This is a genomic window from Bradyrhizobium sp. 62B (assembly GCF_030272265.2).
GTDB lineage: Bacteria > Pseudomonadota > Alphaproteobacteria > Rhizobiales > Xanthobacteraceae > Bradyrhizobium.
Map to the genome: position 1 here is coordinate 2,533,531 of NZ_CP092841.2, position 16,063 is coordinate 2,549,593.

At 65.8% G+C, this 16,063-nt stretch carries 10 protein-coding genes and 2 pseudogenes; 8 read left to right on the plus strand and 4 right to left on the minus strand.

The window, feature by feature from the left end; translation table 11 throughout:
- Window positions 1-7 precede the first annotated feature (7 nt).
- Complete coding sequence (locus tag ML401_RS11910) at window positions 8-2,296, minus strand: transglycosylase domain-containing protein (protein WP_194407181.1); 2,289 nt, start codon at window positions 2,294-2,296, stop codon at window positions 8-10.
- Window positions 2,297-2,589: 293 nt separating this feature from the next.
- On the opposite strand from ML401_RS11910, the gene ML401_RS11915 reads away from it, so the two are divergent.
- Together ML401_RS11915 and ML401_RS11920 are read left to right on the plus strand one after the other, a co-directional pair.
- Window positions 2,590-3,105, plus strand: a complete 516-nt coding sequence (locus ML401_RS11915; RefSeq protein WP_194407182.1) for a YcgN family cysteine cluster protein — start codon at window positions 2,590-2,592, stop codon at window positions 3,103-3,105.
- A gap of 156 nt (window positions 3,106-3,261) precedes the next feature.
- Window positions 3,262-4,845, plus strand: coding sequence for an MDR family MFS transporter (locus tag ML401_RS11920; protein ID WP_285812037.1), 1,584 nt, complete (start codon window positions 3,262-3,264; stop codon window positions 4,843-4,845).
- 3 nt (window positions 4,846-4,848) lie between these two features.
- Here the strand turns inward: ML401_RS11920 and ML401_RS11925 are convergent, their stop codons facing one another.
- Together ML401_RS11925 and ML401_RS11930 are read right to left on the minus strand one after the other, a co-directional pair.
- Window positions 4,849-6,807 carry a GAF domain-containing protein gene (locus ML401_RS11925; RefSeq protein ID WP_285812038.1) on the minus strand — a complete coding sequence of 653 codons (1,959 nt, stop codon included), beginning with the start codon at window positions 6,805-6,807 and terminating at the stop codon, window positions 4,849-4,851.
- Window positions 6,808-6,893: 86 nt separating this feature from the next.
- Window positions 6,894-8,528: a thiamine pyrophosphate-requiring protein gene (locus ML401_RS11930; RefSeq protein ID WP_285812039.1), complete on the minus strand. Its 1,635-nt coding sequence runs from the start codon at window positions 8,526-8,528 to the stop codon at window positions 6,894-6,896.
- Window positions 8,529-8,743: 215 nt separating this feature from the next.
- On the opposite strand from ML401_RS11930, the gene ML401_RS11935 reads away from it, so the two are divergent.
- The 6 genes and pseudogenes from ML401_RS11935 (at window position 8,744) to ML401_RS11960 (ending at window position 13,022) form a co-directional block, all read left to right on the plus strand.
- A complete protein-coding gene (locus ML401_RS11935; RefSeq protein ID WP_259205403.1) occupies window positions 8,744-9,382 on the plus strand; it encodes a VOC family protein in 639 nt (212 codons plus the stop codon).
- A 282-nt stretch (window positions 9,383-9,664) separates the two neighbouring features.
- Window positions 9,665-10,129: a (2Fe-2S)-binding protein gene (locus tag ML401_RS11940; RefSeq protein WP_211417619.1), complete on the plus strand. Its 465-nt coding sequence runs from the start codon at window positions 9,665-9,667 to the stop codon at window positions 10,127-10,129.
- Window positions 10,130-11,054: 925 nt separating this feature from the next.
- Window positions 11,055-11,555 (plus strand): annotated as a pseudogene (locus ML401_RS11945) (molybdopterin cofactor-binding domain-containing protein); the annotation flags it as partial.
- Window positions 11,556-11,913: 358 nt separating this feature from the next.
- Window positions 11,914-12,156 (plus strand): annotated as a pseudogene (locus ML401_RS11950) (molybdopterin cofactor-binding domain-containing protein); the annotation flags it as partial.
- A 12-nt stretch (window positions 12,157-12,168) separates the two neighbouring features.
- The gene (locus tag ML401_RS11955) at window positions 12,169-12,381 is read left to right on the plus strand and encodes a hypothetical protein (RefSeq protein WP_285812817.1); all 213 of its coding nucleotides are present in this window, start codon (window positions 12,169-12,171) and stop codon (window positions 12,379-12,381) included.
- A gap of 5 nt (window positions 12,382-12,386) precedes the next feature.
- Window positions 12,387-13,022, plus strand: a complete 636-nt coding sequence (locus tag ML401_RS11960; protein ID WP_285812040.1) for a hypothetical protein — start codon at window positions 12,387-12,389, stop codon at window positions 13,020-13,022.
- A gap of 52 nt (window positions 13,023-13,074) precedes the next feature.
- Here ML401_RS11960 and ML401_RS11965 read toward each other — a convergent pair whose 3' ends face one another.
- Window positions 13,075-15,822 (minus strand): calcium-binding protein, encoded by a 2,748-nt coding sequence (locus ML401_RS11965; protein ID WP_285812041.1) that lies wholly within the window; start codon window positions 15,820-15,822, stop codon window positions 13,075-13,077.
- Window positions 15,823-16,063 lie beyond the last annotated feature (241 nt).

A 16,063-nucleotide genomic window follows, 5' to 3' on the forward strand; every position in this document is an offset into this window, starting at 1 on the left:
GTTTCGATCAGTTCTTGCGCGGGGCGGTGGCGTTGGCATTCTCTTCCGCATAGTTCTGCGGGAAGGCGAGCGCGCTCGTCGCCGAGGCCGGCTTGGCCGCCTTGGCGTCGGCATCCGCCGATTTCCTGGCCGTCTTGGCCGCGTCATCCAGCAGCTTCTCGACGCGCACCAGGATGTCGGCGCCGCGCTTGGTCAGCACCGGCGGCGGACCGGGCTTGGTCTCCAGGATCTTCGGCGCCGCGTTGGCCTGCGCGTTGCTCACGTGCTGCGGCGGCAGCTTCTGGCCCATGCCGATGCCGGGGATCTCCCGCACCTCGACGCCCTGATGCGCCGCGAGCATGATGTCGTGCCAGGTCTGCGCCGGCAGCGAGCCGCCGGTCATGCGGTTGGTCGGCGAGTAATCGTCGTTGCCGTACCACACCGCGCAGGTGAAATTGCCGGTGTAGCCGACGAACCAGGCGTCGCGATACGCGTTTGTGGTGCCGGTCTTGCCAGCGGTCGGAATGCCGTCGAGCGCGGCGCGGCGCGCGGTGCCTTCGCTGACGACGTGGCTCATCATGCCGGCCATGTCGGCGGCAACGGAGGCCGGGATCGCCTGCCGCGGCTTCGGGCCGTCGCGGTCCCAGCGCCAGACGAGGTCGCCGGCGCCGGTGCGCACTTCGAGCACCGAATGCGGCGTCACCGCCTTGCCGCGGTTGGGGAAGGTCGCGTAGGCGACGGCGTGCTCGAGCACGGTGACTTCGTCCGAGCCGATCGGCAGCGACGGCGTGTCGGGCAGCGGCGCCTTGAGGCCGAAGCGGCGCGCGACCTCGACGATCTTGGCGCGGCCGACCTTGGCCGGGTTCTGCGCTTTGGGCTCGTTCCTCCGGCCGATCTCGATCGAGAGCTTCACCGGCACCACGTTGATCGAGCGCGTGATCGCCTGTGTCAGCGTCACCGAGCCGGAATAGGAATGACCATAATTCTGCGGGCACCAATTGCCGATGCAGACCGGGCCGTCGACCACGACCGAGTTCGGCGTGTAACCGTTCAGCAGGGCGGTGGTGTAGACATAGGGCTTGAACGAGGAGCCGGGCTGGCGATAGGCGTCGGTGGCGCGGTTGAACTGGCTGGCGCCGTAGTCGCGGCCGCCGACCATGGCGCGGATGCCGCCGTCGAGATCGGACACCACGGTCGCGGCCTGCGTCGCGTGATAGTCGCGGCCGAACTGGCGCAACTGGTTCTCGACCGCGTCCTCCGCGGCCTTCTGCACGTTGGTGTCGATGGCGAGCCGGACCACGAAGACGCGCTCGGTGTACGACTTCGGGAAGGTGTCGACCAGCTTGCGCATCTCGTCGAAGGCGTAGTCGAGATAGTAGTTCGGCGAGGCCTCGTCGCGGCGGTCGACCGCGAAGGCCGGGTTGCGGCGGGCGCCGAACACCTGGCCCTCGGTCATGAAGCCGGCATCGACGAGGTTATCGAGCACGACGTTGGCGCGGGCGCGGGCGGCGGGCAGGTTGATGTGGGGGGCGTATTTGGTCGGCGCCTTGAACAGGCCGGCGAGCATCGCGGCTTCCGCCAAGGTCACGTCGCGCGCGGATTTGTTGAAGTAGAAATGCGCCGCGCCGTCGACGCCGAAGGTGCCGCCGCCCATATAGGCGCGGTCCAGATACAGCTTGAGGATCTCGTTCTTGGTCAGGCGCCATTCCAGCCAGACCGCGAGGAAGGCCTCGTTGACCTTGCGCTCGATGGTGCGCTCGTTGCTCAGGAACAGGTTCTTGGCGAGCTGCTGGGTGATCGAGGAGCCGCCCTGGCGGACGCCGCCCGCTTGCGCGTTGGTCACGAGCGCGCGCGCGGTGCCGGCGATGTCGATGCCGAAATGCTCGTAGAAGCGGCGGTCTTCGGTCGCCAGCGTCGCCTTGATCAGCACGTCAGGAAAATCTTCCAGCGGGATCGAGTCGTTGTGCTTGATGCCGCGGCTGCCGATCGGGTTGCCGTAGCGGTCGAGGAAGGTCACCGCGAGATCGGACTTCTTCAGCCAGTCCTCGTCCGCGGTCTCGCGGAAGGCGGGAATGGCGAGGGTGAGCATCACGACCAGGCCACCGAGGCCCAGCGTCGCGGCTTCCGACAGTGGCTCGATGAACACCCAGCGCTTCCAGCGCCCGACATAGAAGCGGTCCATGAAGGTCGAATAGCGCTCGTAGAGCTCGCGGATGCCCTTGGCCGAGGAGAACAGCGAGGAGTCGATGCGCGCATCGAGATCCAGGAAGAAATTCCGGATCTTCTGCTTCCAATGCGGTGGTATGATCTGGCGCACCTAGAACCCTTGAGGCTCGCTTCGAAAGCGTCCAAGCACCCGGCCGGGGCGGCGTCGAGACGTCTTGGGGGAATGTTGCGGCAAACCCAAGGCGCCCGGCCAGCATCCGAGGGACTTGCTGTTCCTTCTAGCCGAGCGGGGGCCATAAACCAATGGTCAGGCTCGCGATTTTGAACAACAGGCCTAATTGACCCCGGGTCATTACGGGCCTCAAAGGCGCGTTGCTTGCACCATGGCGGCCGCACGCCCTAGATGGCATGGCTCGTTGCTCTTTCGAACCTTTGTTGAGGCGCATGACCGCAGCTCCCAAACGACCTTCAGGCCAGGAAGGATTCTTCTGGAAAACCAAGACGTTGGAAGAGATGTCGGCGGGCGAGTGGGAAAGCCTGTGCGACGGCTGCGGCCGCTGCTGCCTGAACAAGCTCGAGGACGAAGACACCGGCGAGATCTATTTCACCCATATCGGCTGCAAGCTGCTCGATGGTGCGAGCTGCGCCTGCAAGGACTATCCGAATCGGTCCGACAAGGTTCCGGATTGCGTCCGCCTAACGCCGGCCAATGTCCGCACCCTGAACTGGCTGCCGCCGAGCTGCGGCTACAAGCTCGTCGCCGAGGGCCGTGACCTCTATTGGTGGCATCCGCTGGTCTCCGGTGATCCCAACACGGTGCACGAAGCCGGCGTCTCCGTGCGCGGCCGGGTCGAGGGCAGCGAGGAGGAGATCCCGGACGAGGAGCTCGAGGACCACATCGTGCAATGGCCCGCGCTGCTGCCGAAGCGGGCGCGCCTGAAGCGACGTCCGAAGGACTGAGCCGCCGCACGGCTCCGATCACTTGTTCGGGATGACCCGGGGGTGGGATGCTCCCATGCGCCGGGGTGCCTGCCCGGGACAAACTTTGCTGTCTAGATTGGGCTGCATAGAACGAATCCTTTGCGGCGTTGCGCCGCCCCATGACGTCCGAGCGAGATGAACAAGTTCGACCGGCAGAGCAGTTCTGCCGACATCCAGACTTTGCCCGACGACATCGCCGAGGAGCTGTCCCGGCTTCCGAGCGAGGTCATCAGTGTCGATGACGCGCCGTCCATCACGCCGCCGGCGCCGCTGTCGCAGGACGAGGTCCGCACCATCGTCATCAGCCTGATGCTGACGATGTTCCTGGCGGCGCTCGACCAGACCATCGTGGCGACCGCGCTGCCGACCATCGGGCGCCAGTTCCAGGACGTCTCCAATCTCTCCTGGGTCATCACCGCCTATCTGCTCGCCTCGACCGCGGTCGCGCCGGTGTTCGGCACGCTCAGCGACATCTACGGCCGCCGCGTCATGATCATCATCTCGCTCAGCCTGTTCGTGGCGGGCTCGGTGCTGTGCGCGGTGGCACCGAACATGCCGATGCTGATCCTGGCGCGCGGCCTTCAGGGGCTTGGCGGCGGCGGCATCATGCCTGTCGTTCAGACCGTGATCTCCGACGTCGTCTCGCCGCGCGAGCGCGGCCAGTACCAGGCCTATTTCTCCAGCGTCTGGATGGTCGGCGGCATTTTGGGTCCGGTCATCGGCGGCGTGTTCGCCGAGCATCTGCATTGGTCGATGATCTTCTGGATCAATCTGCCGCTCACCGCCGCGGCGCTTGGGCTGCTGCTGCCGAACATGAAGAAGATCCCGGTGTTCCACCGCAAGCGCAAGGTCGACTGGCTCGGCGGCGTGCTGCTGATGGCGTCTGCGGTCGTCTTCATGCTGGTGCTGACCTGGGGCGGCTCGCGCTATCCCTGGCTGTCGCCGACCGTGCTGGCGATGGTGGGCAGCGCCATCGCGCTGGCGGTGACCTTCGTCTGGCACGCCCGGCGGGCCGACGAGCCGTTCCTGCCGCTGAAGCTGCTGACCGGATCGGTGGCGCCGTTCGCGTTGACGGCCGGCGGCTGCGGGCTCGGCGCGATCACCGGCCTCACGGTGCAGCTGCCGCTTTATTACGAGTCGGTCTACCATCTCACCGCCAGCGAGGCGGGTCTCGCGCTGATTCCGCTGGCGGCGGTCTCGACCTGCGGCGCGGCGATCGCAGGCCGCACCATGGCCCGTGCAAAACACTACAAGCGCGTCGCCATCATCGGCACCTCCTGGGCCGCGCTGTGCGGCCTCGGCCTCACGCTCACCACCTTGCCGCTGTGGGGCCTGCTCACGCTGATGGCGGCGTTCGCGCTCGGGCTCGGAACCACGTTCCCGGTCTGCGTGGTCTCGCTGCAGAACTCGGTCGCCCGCCCGCAGGTCGGCACCATCACCGGCGCGATGAACTTCTTCCGCTCGCTGATGTCCTCGTTCACGGTCGCCGCCTTCGCGGCGATCCTGCTGATCGCGCTCGGCATCGACGTTCCGCTCGCCGGCGAACATCACGCCGCGGGCAGCGTCGCCATTCCCACCGAGGACATGCGGCACGCCTTCCGCTACGTGTTCGGCGCCGCCACCGCGCTGATGACCATTGCCGCGCTGTGCCTGATCGCGATGGAGGAGCGGCCGCTGGCCGGCCCTTCGGCGAAGCAACCCGTCGAGATGGCGGAGTAGGGCTCAGTCCGCGCGATCCGGGAAGCTGCTCTTGCGCGGCAGCAGGATCGTGAATTCGGTGAACTTGCCCGGCTCCGTCGCGACCTCGATCGTGCCGCCATGCTGCTTCACCACGATGTCGTGGCTCATCGACAGTCCGAGGCCGGTGCCTTCGCCGGCCGGCTTGGTGGTGAAGAACGGGTTGAACATCTTCTCCTTCACCTCATCCGGGATGCCCGTGCCGTTGTCGCGGATGCGGATCTCGATGCTGTCGCCGCGGTCGCGGGTCGCGGCGGTCACGACCGGCTCGTAAGCGCCCGCTGCGGTCTCCGCCTTGCGCTTGGCGACCGCATGGAATCCGTTTCCGATCAGGTTCAGCAGCACCCGCGTGATCTCCTGCGGGAATACGTCGGCCGAGCCGGCGGCCGGATCGAGGTCGCGTTCGAGCGTCACGTCGAACTGCGGCTTCTCGGCCCGCGCGCCGTGATAGGCGAGGTTGAGGCTCTCCTCGACCACCGCGTTGATGTCGCTCAGCCGGTGCTCGCCGCCGCCCTCGCGCGAATGCAGCAGCATGTTCTTGACGATGGAATCGGCGCGCCGTCCGTGCTGCACGACCTTGCCGAGATTGTCCTTCAGCAGCCCCGTGAGCTCGTCGACCTCGGCGCGAACGTCGTCGGCGAGGTCGACAGGTGCGAGCACCTCGTTCAACTCGTCGGTCAATTCGGCGGAGAGCGAGGCGAAATTGTTGACGAAGTTGAGCGGGTTCTTGATCTCATGCGCGATGCCGGCGGTGAGCTGGCCGAGCGAAGCGAGCTTCTCGGTCTGGACCAGCCGGTCCTGCGCCGCGCGCAAATCGTCGAGCGACCTGGCAAGCTCCCGCGTGCGGCTCGCGACTTCATTGAACAGGCTGACATTCTTGATCGCGATCACCGCCTGGTCGGCGAAGGTCTGCAGCAGGTGCACGTGATGCTCGGCGAACGGGCCCGTCGCACGGCGCGTCGCGATGATGATGCCGATCGCTTCGCCCTCGCTCATCAGCGGCGCGAACAGCATGCTGCGATAGCCGCGGGCGCGCGCGATGTCGCGCGCCGCCGGCTCGAGCTCGGTGTCGGGCAATTGCGCGGCGGTCCCCTTGGCCACGAGCTGATAGGGCGGGAATCGCGCGAACGGCACCGGGAACGAGGCCTGCAGCACGCGATCGCCGGCCGGATCGGTCGGCGTGAACGCCGCAAGGTGCGCGGCGCCGTCGACATAGCGCAGCACCGCCGTCGAGAAGCCGCCGATCAGCCGGTTGGCGTTGGCGGCGATGGCCTCGAACACGGGCTGCACGTCGGACGGCGAGGCCGCCATCACCTTCAAAATGTCGGCGGTCGCGGTCTGGCGCTCCAGCGCCTCCTGTGTCGCGTTGAACAGGCGTGCATTCTCGATCGCGATCACGGCCTGGTCGGCGAAGGTTTGCAAGAGCTGCACGAGGTCAGGCGCGAACGCGCCCGGCTCGGCGCGCGTGACGCTGATCATGCCGACCGGCGTGCCGCGGTTCATCAGCGGCATGAACAGCACGCTGCGGAAGCCGCGCAGCCGCGCCAGCTCGCGGTTCAGCTCGGGGACGTCAGCGGCCTCGCTGTCGGGAAACTGGATCGTCTCGCCGCCGCGCACCAGCGCAAAGGTCGGAAACTCCGCGATCTTGCGCGGGAACGAGGCCTTCAGCCCTTCGTCGGCCTCCGGGCTGGTCGGCGTGTAGGCGACGAGATGCAGCTCGTCGCCGATGAACTGGAGCACGGTGGCTGAGAAGCCGTCGAGCAGGCGCTTGGAGCTCGACGCAATCGCGGCGAACACCGGGCGGGCATCGGAGGGCGAGGCCGCGATGTTGCGCAGGATCTCGGCGCTGGCGTTCTGGCGGTCGCGCGCAATGGCAAGCTCGCTGCGCAACCGCGCATTCTCGGCTGCAAGCTCCACGGCGACATCATGGGAAGAATTGATCATTCGCAATCCGGCTTGGTGCCGCGGCAGGCGCGGCACCGGGCCGGATTATCACATCCCCTGCGGCCGGAGCCAGCGCCCGGCTTGCCTCACGTGCCCGGCCGCGACACCTCGGTCTCCTTGCTGGTGATGAATTCCAGCAGCACCGGGATGCCCTCCTGCGTCTTCTGGATGCCGCGCTTGATCGCGGGGATGATGTCTTCCGGCCGCGTCACCCGCTCGCCATAGCCGCCGAAAGCGCGCGCCATGGCGGCGTAATCGCCGGAAATGTCGGTCGAGCGATATTTTTCGGTCGAGATCGGCATCACCTTCAGTTCGATCGCCATCGAGAAATTGTTGAGTAGGATCGACATGATCGGGATGCGCTCGCGCACTGCGGTCTCGAAATCCATGCCGGTGAAGCCGATCGCCGCATCGCCCCAGACATTGACGCAGAGCTTGTCGGGCCTTGCGAGCTTGGCGCCCATCGCGAGCCCGAGGCCGTAGCCCAGCTGCGTCGTCTTGCCCCAGCCGAGATAGGTGAGGGGTTTTGTCGATTTCCAGAACGGCGAGAGCTGGTCGCGCGGGCTGCCGGCATCGTGCGTGATGATGGTGTTGTCGATGTCGACCGTGTGCTGCAAATCCCACAGTACGCGATAGGGGCTGAGCGGCGCATCGTTGCTGGTGAGCTTCGGCATCCATTTCGCCAGCCACTCCTGGTGCGAGGCCGCGATCTCGGCCGCCACCGCCGATGCGTCACGATCCGCGGTGACGGTCTTGGCGATCTCCTCCAGCAGCGCATCGAGCACGAGGCCGGCGTCGCCGACGAGGCCGATTTTTGCCTCCACATCCTTGTTGAGATGATTGGGATCGAGCGTGGAATGGATGATGGTCTTGCCCTTCGGCATCGCGATGCCGAAATTGGTTTCCGTGAACGAGCAGCCGATGCCGAAGATGACGTCGGCTTCGCCGAGGAATTTCGGCACCGCGCGCGGCACCGCAAGGCCGCCGGAGCCGAGCGAGAGCGGATGCGTTTCGGGGAATGACGATTTGCCGCCTAAGCTGGTGGTGACGGGGATCGCCAGCCGCTCCGCGAGCCGCTTCAACTGCGGCCAGGCCTGCGCGTAATGCACGCCCTGGCCGGCATAGATCACCGCGCGCTTGGCGTTGACGAGCAGTTGCGCGGCTTCCTTCACATGAACGGGATCGGCGCCGTAGCGCGTGCGCAGCACCGGCGTGTAGTCGAGCGGCTCCGGTACCTCCTCGTTCCACATGTCGGAGGGGATCTCGACGATCACGGGGCCGCCGCGGCCGTTCTTCAGTTTGGTGAAGGCGCGGCGGAAGATGTTGGCGACCTCCGCCGCGAGGATGATCGGCTCCGACGATTTCGCGAACGGCTTCATCGCTTCGCTGGAATTGAAGTTCGGCTCGATATGCGCAAGCCGGCGCTGATAGCCCATCGGCAGCACCAGCACGGGCACGGATTCGCCGAAGCATTGCGCGACACCGCCCATCGCATTCTCCGCGCCGGGCCCATGTTGCATGCAGAACGCGCCGACGCTGCGTCCCGAGGTCACCCGCGAGATTGCATCCGCCATGTGGATGCCGACGCGCTCCTGCCGCACCATCACCGGGCGGATCTCTACTTTCGCGGCGTGCTCGATCAGATGGTTGACGGGATAGCCGCAGAGGATCTCGATTCCCTCGCGCCGCATGATTTCCGCAATGGCGGTGCCGAGCTTCATGGCGTCTCTCCCTTTGAGGCTTTGGCCGGTTGATCCGGCCGGTTGGGCAGAGAGGATCAGGAATCGACTGCAGGGTAAAGCGAAGCGCGGCGCGGATGCGGTAGGTCAGCCATGCAGGAGGGGTGTCACCAGGCCAAAGTGGAGCCGAGTGACGACGTTGCAAGCCGGAGATGACGATTGCATGATGAGGCAACCTCGCCGCGGAATCCCGGAAGATGTTGCAGCTCGATCATATCACGGTCATCGCTCCGAGCCTGGCCGAAGGCGTCCTCCATGTTCGAAACTGCCTCGATCTCGATGTCCCGTTCGGGCAGCGCCATGCCTATATGGGCACCCACAATCACCTGCTTCAGCTCGGTGACTCCGTCTACCTGGAAATCGTGGCGCTCGATCCCGAGGCCGTTGCGACGGGCCGCTCGCGCTGGTTCGGCCTGGACGACCAGGATCAGGTCAGGTCCGATTGGGACGAGGGCCGCCGCCTGCGCGGCTGGGTCGCGCGAACCGATGTGATCGACGCGGTCCTCGCGGGCCGAGAAGATATCTTCGGCGCCAAGGTTCCGCTTCCCGCAAATGATCCGTCGTTCGACTTCGCCATTCCGAACGACGGCTCACTCCCGCTCGACGGCGCCGCTCCCTCGATCATCGACAGGCGTGGCAAGCCCCGCTCGATGGCTGCGATCGCGGATCTCGGCGCGCGGCTCAACTCCTTCACGCTCGAACATCCGGAACCCGCCGCGCTGGAGACGCTGTATCGTGCGCTGACGATCGATCGTCCGCCCGAAATCGTGAAGGGACCGAAGCTGCGCTACCGCGCCCGGATCGAAACGCCTGCCGGAGCAAGAGAGCTGACCTGAGCGAGCCGACCTGACCGTCGCAGCATCCGCCGGCACTCCTGCATTCTCGTCTCCGCACTTGCCTCCCGGCGCCGATCAAAATGTCGCGCGACGAGACGGCGCACCCAGGCGCTGCGCTGCTGTCGCATTAGGCAGTTCGCCGCATCAGAGGCGGTTCCGAATTCACATTGCAATCGTTGCCGTGCGAATTTGAAACTGTGCGCTGTTGTGATGGGGATTCGGTTTGACAGTCGCGCGGGCGCGAAGGCACGCTGACATCTACTTTGCAAGGGAAGCATCGACATGATCGAGCTCACCGTCAATGGCACCAGTCACCGCGTCGACGTGGTTCCCGAGATGCCTCTGCTTTGGGTGCTGCGCGACGAGCTCGGCATCACCAGTCCCAAATACGGCTGTGGCGTAGCGCAATGTGGCGCCTGCACTGTCCATATCGACGGAATGGCGGTCCGATCCTGTCAGGCGCATATCGGCGAGGTCGCAGGCAAGTCGGTCGTCACGCTCGAAGGCCTCGACAAGAAGGAGCAACATCCGGTCTTGCAGGCCTGGCTCGAGCATCAGGTGCCGCAATGCGGCTACTGCCAGACCGGACAGATCATGCAGGCCATCTCGCTGCTCGATCTGATTTCAAATCCGACCGACGACGAAATCAACCAGGTGATGTCCGGCAATCTCTGCCGCTGTGGCACCTATCCGCGCATCCGGGCGGCGATCCACGCGGCGGCCGCGAAGAAGATGGCGGAGAAGTGAGATGGGTCACATGCAGAGCCTTTCGCGCCGGGCCTTCGTCATAGGCTCCGCTGCCATCACCGGCGGCATTGCCTTCGGTGCCTTTGATCGCGCCGAAGCGGCCGCACAGAGCGCCGATGGCAATCCACTCGCCGTCGGCCTTCCGCCGAACTCGGTGACCTTCAATCCCTGGGTCGAGATCAGCCCGGACAGGATCACGCTGATCGCACAGCACGCCGATATCGGGCAAGGCGTCGGCTCGGTGCAGCCGATCATGATCGCAGAAGAGATGGACCTCGATCCCGGCCAGTTCGAGATCCGCTTCGCCGGTCCAAGCCCCGCCTATTTCAACACCGGCTTCGCCGACGAGTTCGCGCCGTTTGTGGCGGCGGACCAGAGCCCGGCCGCGGAGGAAGCACGAGCCAAGACGCTCGAATGGCTGAGAGAGGCCGGCCTGCAGATGACCGGCGGATCGAGCACGCTGCCGGACACCTATGAGAAGCTGCGTGTCGCCGGCGCGGTCGCGCGCGAGACGCTGAAGGCCGCCGCCGCCAAGCGGTCGGGCGTCGCCGTGGCCGACCTGCGCACCCAATCGGGCCATGTGATCCTGCCGGGCGGCACCAAGATCGCCTATGTCGATCTGTCCGCGGACGCCGCCAGGATTCCGCCGGTGCTCGATGCCAAGCCGCGCGACCCGTCCAAGTGGCGCATGCTGGGCAAGCCGATGACGCGGCTCGACATCCGCGACAAGGTGATGGGCGAGCTGAAGTTCGGCATCGACCTGAAAATGGAAGGCATGCTCTACGCCTCCGTCAAGCTGAACCCCGCCAAGGGACAGCCGCTGAAATCATACGATGCAGGCAAGGCGCTTGCGATGCCGGGGGTCAAGAAGATCCTCGAGATCAAGAATGGCGTCGCGGTGATCGCCACGAACAGCTGGTACGCGATGAAGGCGGTCGACGCCATCGTTTGCGAGTGGGCGCCTTCGGCGTATCCCGCGGAGCAAGCCGATCATTGGAAGGTTCTGGAGTCGTCGTTCAAGCCCGAATTCCTGGGCAAGCAGTGGCGGAAGATCGGCGACATCGAAACTGGCCTCAAGACAGGGACGCGCGTCGAGGCCGAATATCGCGCTCCTTACGTGGCGCATCAGCCGCTCGAGCCGCTGAACGGGATCGGCATCGTCACGGATCAGGGAATGGAGATCTGGGTCGGCCATCAGAGCCCCCGCTTCGTGCAATGGGTCGCGGCGACGGCGATCGGCCTCAAGCCGGAACAGGTCACCTTCCACAATCAGTGGAGCGGCGGAAGTTTCGGCCATCGTCTCGAATATGAGAACGTCCGCGTCCTCGCCGAGATCGCCAATCAGATGAAGGGCACGCCGATCAAGCTGGTGTTCTCGCGCGAGGAGGATTTTCTCCAGGATATTCCGCGGCAGATTGCAATCGCCCGGCATCGCGGCAGCGTCGACAAGGGCAAGATCGTCGCGGCCGATCTGCAGCTGGCTTCGACGCCGCCGCTCAAGGGATTGCTCGAGCGTTCGGGCACGCCCTCGAAGGATCCCGACGGGCAATTGGCCGCGGGCCTGTGGAACGTCTACTACGACATTCCCAATTTCCGGGCCACCAGCTACGAGGCGCAAGGGCTGTCGCCCAGCACCACGTGGCGGTCGGGCCTCGACATCGGGCTTCTTCACCGAAAGCTTCATCGACGAGCTGATTCATGCAGCTGGCCTCGATCCGCTGCAAGCGCGTATCGCGATGTGTACCGTGCCGCACTATCGCAAGGTGCTGGAGACGGTCGGGCAGATGTCGGAATGGAAGGGACCGCTCGGCAACGGCCGCGGACGCGGCGTCGCGTTCGTCGAGTCGTTCGGGACGCCGACCGCCGAAGTCGTCGAGGTGACCGCAACGCCGCAAGGCATCAGGATCGACAAGGTCTGGGTCGCGGTCGACGTCGGCAAGGTCGTCGATCCCGTCAATTTCGAGAACCAGGTACAGGGCGGCGTGATCTGGGGGCTCGGTCACGCCATCAATTGCGAGCTCACTTACGCTAGGGGCGCGGTGCAGCAGACCAATTACAATCACCACGAAGCCATGCGGATCTATCAATGCCCGGTCATCGAGGTTCGCGGGCTCGAGCACGATCCGAAGGTGAGGGGCGTCGGTGAGCCGCCGGTGCCTCCCGCTGCGCCTGCGCTCGCCAATGCGATCTTCGCGGCGACCGGGCAGCGCATCCGCGAGATGCCTTTCAACAAGTTCATCGATTTCGTGTGAGGCGGATGATGAAGGGATTCCTGATCGCGGCGGTCCTCGCCGTCTCGTCGATTGCAGCCCTCACAGGACTGGTCGCTGCCAAGGACGAAGCCAGCAAGGACGTCTTGCCGCCGGGCAGCGTCAGCCAGGCGGCGGGACTGGAAGCCTGGAAGCGGATCGAGGCGGTGGTGACGCATCCGCGTTGCGCCAATTGCCATGTCGATGCCAAGGCCATCCCGATCTGGACCCCGGCCGGCGAAACCAAGCCGCGCGTGCATGGCATGAACATCCACGGCGGCGAGAGCCGTATCGGCGCGGAAGCGATTCCGTGCTCGACCTGTCACATGACCTCAACCCAGGCGAACGAACCGGCGCCTGCGCCGCCGCGCGCCGGCATCGACTGGCAGCTCGCTCCGGTCGAGTTCATCTGGTTCGGCAAGAGTGGTGCCGAGATTTGCGCGCAGATGAAAGATCCCAAGCGCAATGGCGGTCGCGACGCCGCCGGTCTCGTCGAGCACTTGCGGCACGATGCGTCGCTGAGCGGCTTCATCCCGCGGGGCTGGGCGCCGGGAGCGGGACGTACGACCCCGCCGGGCACCTTCGAGGATCACGTCAAGGACATGGTCCTGTGGGGCGCCGCCGGGCAACCCTGCCCGAATTGACGACCGCGCGCCAGGGTCGCGCGCGATCGTATCGGTGACATGATCCGAAGGCTCAGATCAGCGTGCCCGCGCTCGCATGCGCGAGCAGCGACTGGATCACGACGTTGTCGCCGGGGCCTCCGTCCAGCACGTCGAGGCCGCCGCCGCCGATCAGCACGTCGTCACCGAGCCCGCCAAGCAGCGTGTCGTTGCCGGCGCTGCCGATGAGTACGTCGTTGCCGGCGCCGCCGTCGAACACAAGGTGCGGCCCGCCCGGGCCGACGCCCGACGCCGTGATCACGTCGTCGCCGCCGAGGCCGTTGATGGTGATGGTGTCGTTGAAGTCGAAATTCTCGATCACGACCTGGCTGGCCAGACCGTCGATCACCAGCGCGCCATTGCTGTTGAGCGACAGCGTGATGACGTCGTCCCCGCCGGTGCCGTTGATCACGATGTTGTCGACCGTGCCGTCGCCGCCGGGGGTGCCGGGAACGGCGCCGAGGTCGATCTGCACCTGCGTCACGTCGGTGCCGGTCATGTCGCCGACAGTGATCTTGTCGGCGCCGCCGCGGGCGTTGAACGCGATCGTCTCGACGCCGCCCGTGTCCATCGTGATATTGGCGACGTCCCGCGTCAGCTCGGCACGGGAGCCGTTCGCGAAGATGTTGATGGTTTCGGCGATGTTGGCGCCGTTGAACAGCAGGGAGTCGCTGCCCGCTTGGCCCTCGACCGTGTCGTTGTCGTCACCGGGATTCCAGACGAAGGTGTCGTTGCCGGCGCCCATCAGCGCGACGTCATTGCCGTCGCCGCCGTTGATGATGTCGTCGCCCTGACTGCCGCGGATGGTGTCGTTGCCGATGCCGCCGTTGATCGTCAGCTGCAGCGCGCCGGCAGCGAGCCCGCTCGCGTCGATGACGTCGTCGCCGCTGAGGCCATTGAGCGTCAGCTGATCGGTTCCGTCCATTCCGGTCACGTGCGTCGCCGCATGCAGGCCGAACACCGTCACGCCGCCGGCATTGCCGCGCACGCCGAACGTGTCGGCAGCCTGGCTGGCATCGACCGAGACGGTATCGACGGCGCCGTCGGGCGTACCGGTCGAGCCGCCGAGGTCGATGTTCACCTGCGTCAATTCGGTCCCGGTCAGATCGCCCACCGCGATATGGTCGGCGCCGCCCAGCGTATGGAGATCGACGTGCTCGACCCCGTGCAGGTCCATCGTGATATTGGCGACGTCGCGCGTCAGCAGGGCGCGGTCGCCGTTCGCCACGATGGACATGGTCTCGGCAATGTTGGCGCCGAAGAACCGCAGCGTGTCGACGCCGGCACCGCCCTCGACGGTGTCGTTGCCGTCGCCCGGATTCCACTGGAAGATATCGTTGCCGGCGCCAAGCAGGGCGACGTCGTTGCCCTGGTTGCCGTCGATGAAATCATTGCCGTCGCCGCCGATCAGCGTGTCGCTGCCGGCGCTGCCGAGGATCGTATCGTTGCCGGCGTCGCCGTCGATCGTCAGGTGCACGATTCCGGCGGCCAGCGCGGCGGCCGAGATCGTGTCGTTGCCGCCGAGGCCCTCGATGAGAAGCGCATCGTTCGCGCCTTCCGCATTGGTGATGGCGAGTGCGGCCGGCAGTCCCGTGACCGCAACCGAGGTGCCCGTGCCGGACACTTCGATCGCATTGGCGCCGTTCGTGCCGACGAGCGTCACGGCGTCGGCCGCGCCGTCACCAGTGCCGTTCGACCCGAGATCGATATTGACCTGCTTGACGTCGGTTCCAGCCAGGTTGTTGACGACGATATCGTCGCTGCCGCCGCGGGCGTTGATGGTGACGGTCTCGATGCCGTCGAGGTCCATCGCGATGTTGGCGACGTCGCGCGTAAGCAGCGTGCGTCCGCCATTGGCGGCGGACAGGGTGATGTGCTCGGCAATGTTCGAGCCGTTGAACAGCAGGGTGTCGGTGCCGGCCTGTCCGTCGACCTTGTCGCTGCCGTCGCCGGGATCCCACTGGAAGGTGTCGTTGCCCGCGCCCAGGAGGGCGGTGTCGTTGCCCTGGTTGCCGTCGATGAAATCGTTGCCGTCGCCGCCGAGCAGCAGATCCGCGCCGTTGCCGCCGAGGATCGTGTCGTTGCCGGCCCCGCCGTCGAGCGTCAGCGCGATGAGCGCGGCGAGATTGCCTGAGGCCGAGATCATGTCGTCGCCGCCGCCGGCATGGACCACGAGGTTCTCGGTGGTGCCGATGTCGAGCGAGAAGGGGGCCGGGTCGACCCGGTCGAAGCGCACGCGCGTGCCGTTCGCCGTGATGGCAAAGGTTTCGCTGCCGTTGCCGCCGTTTACCTCGGCGGTATCGATGCCTTCGCCGCCCTCCATCAGGTCGCTGTCGTCGCCGGGATTCCAGATCATGCGGTCGTTGCCGGCTTCACCGAACATCTGGTCGTTGCCGTCGCCGCCGACCAGCACATCATTGCCGGAACCGCCGAACAGCAGGTCGTTGCCGCCCTTGCCGAACAGCGTGTCGTCGCCGGACTGGCCGAACAGCATGTCGCCGGCGGATCCTCCGGTCAGCACATCGTTGCCGGCGCCGCCGAACAGGTTCGCCGCGGGCATCCCGCCGTTGCTCTCGTCGATCGCGATGATGTCGTTGCCGTCCAAGCCGAAGGCCTGGATCAATTTGGTGTTGGCGACCGTCGCGGGGCCGCCCTTGATCGCGACTGCGCCGTGGTTGACGACGATCGTCCCGGCTGCGTTGCGGCCCAACGTGACCGTATTGTTGTGGCCGTTGCCAAGGACGGTAAGAATTCCGGCGGAAAAATTTGCTGTGACAGCCATGTGCACTTCTCGCTCTGCGTGATCGAAATAGGCCGTGCGGCGGTATCGTGACGCTTTTCGCGATGCCGAGGCGAACGGCGAACAATCTCGTCTGTAGGCCGGGATGCAGGTTCCGGCTTGGCTGAAGTCTTCCGATGGGCTCCTGTTTTCCTTGAGAACAGCTTGATTTTCGGGAAGGGCGGGGTGGAGCGGCAGTTCACGCAGCCGTGTTCGCGGCAACCCGGCCGATGCTACCCACCAT

Excerpts from the sequence above, each read along its gene's own strand:
- ML401_RS11915 (WP_194407182.1), top strand. The coding sequence starts at position 2,590 with ATGACCGCAGCTCCCAAACGACCTTCAGGCCAGGAAGGATTCTTCTGG.
- ML401_RS11920 (WP_285812037.1), top strand. The coding sequence starts at position 3,262 with ATGAACAAGTTCGACCGGCAGAGCAGTTCTGCCGACATCCAGACTTTG.
- ML401_RS11925 (WP_285812038.1), bottom strand. The coding sequence starts at position 6,807 with ATGATCAATTCTTCCCATGATGTCGCCGTGGAGCTTGCAGCCGAGAAT.
- ML401_RS11930 (WP_285812039.1), bottom strand. The coding sequence starts at position 8,528 with ATGAAGCTCGGCACCGCCATTGCGGAAATCATGCGGCGCGAGGGAATC.
- ML401_RS11935 (WP_259205403.1), top strand. The coding sequence starts at position 8,744 with ATGTTGCAGCTCGATCATATCACGGTCATCGCTCCGAGCCTGGCCGAA.
- ML401_RS11940 (WP_211417619.1), top strand. The coding sequence starts at position 9,665 with ATGATCGAGCTCACCGTCAATGGCACCAGTCACCGCGTCGACGTGGTT.
- ML401_RS11960 (WP_285812040.1), top strand. The coding sequence starts at position 12,387 with ATGATGAAGGGATTCCTGATCGCGGCGGTCCTCGCCGTCTCGTCGATT.
- ML401_RS11965 (WP_285812041.1), bottom strand. The coding sequence starts at position 15,822 with ATGGCTGTCACAGCAAATTTTTCCGCCGGAATTCTTACCGTCCTTGGC.